This is a genomic window from Burkholderia sp. Tr-862, from assembly GCF_011753085.1.
Lineage (GTDB): Bacteria > Pseudomonadota > Gammaproteobacteria > Burkholderiales > Burkholderiaceae > Burkholderia > Burkholderia ambifaria.
Window position 1 is genome coordinate 24,217 of the sequence record NZ_VWWG01000080.1, and the last position, 7,122, is coordinate 31,338.

5 protein-coding genes are annotated in these 7,122 nt (G+C 62.3%); all 5 read right to left on the reverse strand.

Translation table 11 applies throughout. From position 1 onward, the window contains the following. Window positions 1-24 precede the first annotated feature (24 nt). Window positions 25-1,329: an MFS family transporter gene (locus F3J14_RS20820; protein ID WP_166724631.1), complete on the reverse strand. Its 1,305-nt coding sequence runs from the start codon at window positions 1,327-1,329 to the stop codon at window positions 25-27. A gap of 230 nt (window positions 1,330-1,559) precedes the next feature. Continuing rightward, entirely contained in the window at window positions 1,560-3,239 is a 1,680-nt protein-coding gene (locus F3J14_RS20825) for a SpoVR family protein (RefSeq protein WP_166724632.1), read from the reverse strand. Further along, complete coding sequence (locus F3J14_RS20830) at window positions 3,236-4,504, reverse strand: YeaH/YhbH family protein (RefSeq protein WP_166724633.1); 1,269 nt, start codon at window positions 4,502-4,504, stop codon at window positions 3,236-3,238. Before F3J14_RS20830 ends, F3J14_RS20825 begins: the two co-directional genes overlap by 4 nt. 125 nt (window positions 4,505-4,629) lie before the next feature. Further along, complete coding sequence (locus tag F3J14_RS20835; protein WP_006754311.1) at window positions 4,630-6,552, reverse strand: PrkA family serine protein kinase; 1,923 nt, start codon at window positions 6,550-6,552, stop codon at window positions 4,630-4,632. A 301-nt stretch (window positions 6,553-6,853) separates the two neighbouring features. Beyond that, window positions 6,854-7,122: hypothetical protein (locus tag F3J14_RS35440; RefSeq protein WP_211080380.1), on the reverse strand; the 269-nt coding region annotated here is incomplete at its 5' end.

The following is a 7,122-nucleotide window of genomic DNA, read 5'->3' on the forward strand; positions in this document are numbered from 1 at the left end:
GCGGCAGCCGGGTTGCCCCGTCGATCACGGCTCGTGACGCAGATACCCTTCCTTGCTCGGGTCACGCATCCGCCACGACACGATCAGCGACACCGCGCACAGCGCCGTCACGTACCAGTAGAAGGTTTCCTCGCTGCCGATCGACTTGAACCACAGCGCAACGTACTCGGCGGAGCCGCCGAAGATCGCGTTCGCGACCGCATACGACAGGCCGACGCCCATCGCGCGCACTTCGGGCGGGAACATCTCGGCCTTGATGAGGCCGCTGATCGACGTGTAGAAGCTGACGATCGCCAGCGCGATCGTGATCAGCGCGAACGCGGCCGTCGGGCTCGTCACGGTCTTCAGCGCATGCATCAGCGGCACCGTGCCGATCACCGCGAACGTGCCGAACAGGATCATCGACGTGCGGCGGCCGATCTTGTCGGACAGCGCGCCGAACACCGGCTGTATCAGCATGTAGACGAGCAGCGCGACGGTCATCACGTTGCTGGCCGTCTTCGCATGCATGCCGGCCGTGTTCACCAGGTACTTCTGCATGTACGTCGTGAACGTGTAGAAGATCAGCGAGCCGCCGGCCGTGAAGCCGACCACCGTGAAGAATGCGCCCTTGTGCTGCCACACGCCGCGGATCGTGCCCGCGTCCTTCTTGTCGCGCGATGCGCTCGTCGACGTCTCGTCGAGCGATTTGCGCAGGTACAGCGAGATCAGCGCGGCCGCCGCACCGCAGACGAACGGAATGCGCCAGCCCCACGCCTTCAGTTCGTCATTCGACAGCGTCTGCTGCAGGATCACGAGCACCAGCAGCGCGCACAGCTGGCCGCCGATCAGCGTCACGTACTGGAACGACGCGAAGAAGCCGCGCCGTCCCTTCAGCGCGACCTCGCTCATGTAGGTCGCGCTCGTGCCGTATTCGCCGCCCACCGACAGCCCCTGGAACAGGCGCGCGACCAGCAGCAGCGCCGGCGCGAGCGCACCGATCTGCGCATAGGTCGGCAGGACCGCGATCACGAGCGAGCCGCCGCACATCATCAGCACCGAGATCATCATCGCCGCGCGGCGGCCGTGACGGTCGGCGATGCGGCCGAACAGCCAGCCGCCGATCGGACGCATCAGGAAGCCGGCCGCGAACACGCCGGCCGTGTTCAGCAGCTGCGTCGTCGTGTTGCCGCTCGGGAAGAACGCCGGTGCGAAGTACAGCGCGCAGAACGAGTAGATGTAGAAGTCGAACCACTCGACGAGGTTGCCCGATGAGGCGCCGACGATGGCGAACACGCGCCGCCGGGTGTCATGCGCGGACAGCGCAGCTTGGTCGGTCTGGACGTCCATGGGTTGGTCTGTTCCTTTTAGTGCTTTCTAGGCGAGACGACCTGGGGCCGCCGCGTGCGGTCGACGTGGCACCGGTTCCGGTGCACGGCGCTACGGGATTTTAGCGAAATGTAAAGTAACAGGCTTTCCGGGTTCGTCCGGATGTAGAAAAATTTTCTCGCACCACCTGTTCGTCATATGAAAACGCCAGCCCTCGGGCTGGCGTCCGATGCAAGCTCTTCCCGCGCGATTCAGATGCGCACCTCGGGCGGCACGTACCGGCACTCATAGCGCTTGCGCACGGTACCGGCCTCGTCGACGCTTTCCAGGAACACGTCGAACTGCCAGAGTCGCGCCATGTGCTTGAGCACCTCTTCACTGTCATTCGACAGATGGCGGTTGTCGGTCATGAAGTGGCGCAGCGTGAGGCTGCGGTCTCCGCGCGTGTTCACGGCCCATACCTGGATGTTCGGCTCGCGATGATGGATGTCGTACTGCCGCGACAGCGCCTGGCGCACGTATTGATAACCGGCCTCGTCGTGGATCGCCGACACCTCGAGCGAATCGCGCATGTCGTCGTCGAGCACCGAGAACAACCGCATCTCGCGGATCAGGTTCGGCGACAGGTACTGCGCGATGAAGCTCTCGTCCTTGAAGTTGCGCATCGCGTAGTGCATCGCCGGCAGCCACGGGGTGCCCGCGATCTCCGGAAACCACTTGTAGTCCTCTTCCGTCGGCGCTTCGCAGATCCGGCGGATGTCGCTCATCATCGAGAAGCCGAGCGCATACGGGTTGATCCCGTTGTAGTACGGCTTCGTCACGGGCGGCTGGTAGACCACGTTGCTGTGCGAATGCAGGAACTCCATCATGAAGCCGTCTTCCAGCTTGCCCTGGTTGTACAGCGTGTTCAGCAGCGTGTAGTGCCAGAACGTGGCCCAACCCTCATTCATCACCTGCGTCTGCCGCTGCGGATAGAAGTACTGGCCGATCTTGCGCACGATGCGGATCACTTCCCGCTCCCACGGCTCGAGCAGCGGCGCGTTCTTCTCCGCGAAATACAGCAGGTTCTCCTGCGGCTCCGGCGGATAGCGTTCCTCCTGCTCCTCCATCTGCTCGGGCTTCTTGCCCGGCAGCGTGCGCCACAGCTCGTTGACCTGCGACTGCAGATACGCCTCGCGCTCGCGCCGCAGCGCGGCTTCCTTCGACAGCGACGGTTTCTGCGGCCGCTTGTAGCGGTCGACGCCATAGTTCATCAGCGCATGGCACGAATCGAGCAGTTCCTCGACGCGATCGAGGCCGTAGCGCTCCTCGCATTCGGCGACGTAGTTCTTCGCGTACACGAGATAGTCGATGATCGCGTGCGCGTCGGTCCACAGCCGGAACAGGTAGTTGCCCTTGAAGAAGGAGTTGTGCCCGTATGCCGCGTGCGCGATGACGAGCGCCTGCATCGTCATCGTGTTCTCTTCCATCAGATACGCGATGCACGGGTTCGAGTTGATGACGATTTCGTACGCGAGGCCCATCTGGCCGCGGCGATAGCTCTTCTCGGTGGCGAGGAAGTGCTTGCCGAACGACCAGTGGCGATAGTTGACCGGCATCCCGACCGACGCGTACGCGTCCATCATCTGCTCGGCGCTGATCAGTTCGAGCTGGATCGGATAGATATCGAGCTCGTATTGCTCGGCGACCTGCGAGATGTGCGTGTCGTATTCCTCGAGCAGTTCGAACGTCCAGTCGGACGGGCACGGCAGCGGCTTGCGTTCGGCAACGTTCATACGCGCTTCCTTCTGCCCGGAGCCGGGCAAGTCGGCGGCCGGCGGCGCCGGTTCGACCCGGCCGCTTTGCTGCGATGCGGCAGGGCCGGCCGTGTCGTCGCCGGAAGGGCGCGGCGCATAGCCGCGCGACTCGTTGTGCAGATGGCGGGTCGTCATGACATTTCCACCTGCTTTTCGAACAATTCGCGAAACACCGGGTAAATGTCAGCAGCCGATTCGGCTTTCTTCATCGCGAGGTGCGGTTGCGACAGCGCCAGCTGCGCGTACTCCAGCCACAGGTTCTGCTCTTCCGGGGCAACCTGGATATACGCGAAATAGCGCGTCTTCGTGAGGATATCCTCTTCCAGGATTTTGCGACACTTCGGCGAATCGTCGGTCCAGTTGTCGCCGTCGGACGCCTGCGCGCCGTAGATGTTCCACTCGGTCGGCGAGTAGCGCTCGTTCATCACCTTGCGCATCAGCTCGAGCGCGCTGGACACGACGGTGCCGCCGCTTTCGGTCGAATGGAAGAAGGTATCCTCGTCGACTTCCTCGGCGCGCGTGTGGTGACGGATGAACACGACCTCGATGCGCTCGTAGTTGCGCTTCAGGAACAGGTACAACAGGATGAAGAAGCGCTTCGCGAGATCCTTGCGTTGCTCGTCCATCGAACCCGACACGTCCATCAGGCAGAACATCACGGCCTGGCTCGACGGCTGGGGCTGCTTCACGCGATTGATGTAGCGCAGATCGAACGGATCGATGAACGGGATCCGCCAGATGCGCCCTTTCAGGTGATGAATCTCGGCCTCGAGCGTCGCGATTTCCGCGCGACGGTCTTCGTGATCGAGCTTCAGCACCTCGAGCTGGGCTTCGAGCTCGCGCAACTCGTTGACGAGCGGCGAGCCGAGCGCGATGCGCCGGCCGAGCGCGCTTCGCAGCGAGCGCACGACGTCGATGTTGTTCGGCGTGCCTTCCGCCGACCAGCCCGCGCGCACGTTCTTCCAGCTCGGCACCGTCAGCAGGTGCGTCTTCACGAGGCGCGGCAGTTCGAGATCGTCGAAGAAGTACTGCATGAATTCGTCGCGCGACAGCTCGAACACGAAGTCGTCCTGCCCTTCGCCCTCGTTGCTCGCCTGACTGCCGCCGCCGCCCGAGCCGCCCTGCGGACGCGGAATCTTGTCGCCGCGGACGTAGTCCTCGTTGCCCGGGTGCACGTATTCACGACGCCCGCCCGGCGCGTGCCGGAAATTCGGCTCCGCGATGTCCTTGCGCGGGATCGTGATGCTTTGCGTGCTCTGGATATCCTTGATGCTACGGTCGCGCACCGCGTCGGAGACGGCACGACGAATGTAGTTCTTGACGCGACGCAGAAAGCGTTCGCGGTTGGCGATGCTCTTGTTCTTGCCGGCCAGCCTGCGGTCGATGATTTGATGAAGCACTCCCGGTCTCCCGCTCGAAAGTCGATATGCCGGGACGCTCGCCGCACATGCCGTCTGCCGTCATGCGGGCGGCGTCTCTGAGGGCGCCCGTACGGACGAACCGCACGGGCGCGGTACCGCGCGCGTCATGACGACTTGCGCACGCGCAGGTACCAGTCGCAAAGCAGCCTCACCTGCTTCGGCGTATAGCCCTTCGCGACCATCCGGTTCACAAAGTCCTCATGCTTGCGTTGCTCCTCCGCCGAGCCCTTCGCGTTGAACGAAATGACCGGCAACAGTTCCTCGGTATTCGAGAACATCTTCTTCTCGATCACGACGCGCAACTTCTCGTAGCTCGTCCACACGGGGTTCTTCCCGGCGTTCGCCGCCCGCGCGCGCAGCACGAAGTTCACGATCTCGTTGCGGTAGTCCTTCGGATTGCTGATCCCGGCCGGCTTCTCGATCTTCTCCAGTTCCGCGTTCAGCGCGGCGCGGTCGAAGCTCTCGCCTGTGTCGTGATCGCGGAATTCCTGGTCCTGGATCCAGAAGTCCGCATACGTGACGTAGCGGTCGAAGATGTTCTGCCCGTACTCCGAATACGATTCGAGGTAGGCCGTCTGGATCTCCTTGCCGATGAAGTCCGCGTAGCGCGACGCGAGCACGTCCTTCACGAAGGACAGGTACTTCTGCTCGGTTTCCGGCGGGAACTGCTCGCGTTCGATCTGCTGTTCGAGCACATACATCAGGTGCACGGGGTTCGCCGCGACCTCGCTCGAATCGAAGTTGAACACGCGCGACAGGATCTTGAACGCGAAGCGTGTCGACACGCCCGTCATCCCTTCGTCCACCCCCGCGTAGTCGCGATACTCCTGATACGACTTCGCCTTTGGATCGGTGTCCTTCAGGTTTTCGCCGTCGTAGACCTGCATCTTCGAGAACAGGCTCGAGTTCTCCGGCTCGTGCAGGCGCGACAGCACCGAGAACTGCGACATCATCTTCAGCGTGCCCGGCGCGCACACGGCTTCGGCCAGCGACGAATTGCGGATCAGCTTCTCGTAGATCTTGGTCTCTTCCGACACACGCAGGCAGTACGGCACCTTCACGACGAAGATCCGGTCGAGCAGTGCCTCGTTGTTGCGGTTGTTGCGGAACGCCTTCCACTCCGACTCGTTCGAGTGCGCGAGGATCACCCCGTCGAACGGAATCGCGCCGAATCCTTCGGTGCCCTTGAAGTTGCCTTCCTGTGTCGCGGTGAGCAACGGGTGCAGCACCTTGATCGGCGCCTTGAACATTTCGACGAATTCGAGCAGCCCCTGGTTCGCGAGGCACAGGCCGCCCGAATAGCTGTACGCATCGGCATCGTCCTGCGCGTACTGCTCGAGCTTGCGGATGTCGACCTTGCCGACGAGCGACGAAATATCCTGGTTGTTCTCGTCGCCCGGCTCCGTCTTCGCGATGCCGACCTGACGCAGGATCGACGGGTAACGGCGCACGACGCGGAACTGGCGGATGTCGCCGTTGTATTCGTGCAGGCGCTTGACGGCCCACGGACTCAGGATGCTCTTCAGGTAGCGGCGAGGAATGCCGTATTGCTCCTCGAGGATCGGGCCGTCCTCGTCGTAGTCGAACAGCCCGAGCGGCGATTCGTTGACGGGCGAGCCCTTCAGCGCATAGAACGGCACGCGCTCCATCAGTTGCTTCAGACGCTCGGCGATCGACGACTTGCCGCCGCCCACCGGGCCAAGCAGGTAGAGAATCTGCTTCTTCTCTTCAAGCCCTTGCGCAGCGTGGCGGAAATACGCGACCACCTGCTCGATCACTTCCTCCATTCCGTAGAACTCACGGAATGCGGGATAGACCTTGATCACCTTGTTCGCAAAGATCCGCGACAGGCGCGGTTCGTTGCGGGTGTCGACTTGTTCGGGTTCCCCGATTGCAGCCAGCATGCGTTCGCCTGCCGTGGCATACGCTGACGGATCGTTCTTGCAGAGCGCGAGGTACTCCTCCAGCGAGAGCTCTTCCTCTCGCGTTTTTTCGAAGCGGTTCGCGAAGCTGCTGTAAATATCCATGCTACCTCCCTCGCCTGAGTCTGAAGACGTGCTTGCCTTCGTATGACTGCGCAGAAGCAAGCGCGTTCGAATTCATCCTAAACCCTTTCTTATTTTTTTTCACGAACTCTTCGTATGAAGTGCGTCATTCTCCACAACACCGCTTGGACAACGCATTTTGACGCTTTACAATTGATATCCCGAGCCGCAGAAACTGCATCCGCCACGTCTCTTCCAGCATCGGAACGTCTCACGCGTTGGACACCTCCGTCGTCGCTGCGCCCTTCACTCCCCCTTCATCACTAGACGTTCGAGCGCACGTTTACGACGACATGCCGCGCGCACCGTTACAAATTTTTTTCGCATCGTCCGGAGATACCCGTAGCGCGGATGCGCACATGCAACGCGCGGTGATTTGCGAACGTTCATGTGCGCTGTCACATTCCATCGGTCGCCGAAACGACAACGCCCGCAGGTCGCGGGCGTCGTGTGCTGCCAAATGGGGATAGATGCGGGGGATAGAGGCGCGGTGCGCCCGAATCAGAACGTCTCCCAATCGTCGGCGCCGGCAGTCGCGGCGGCCGGCGCGAC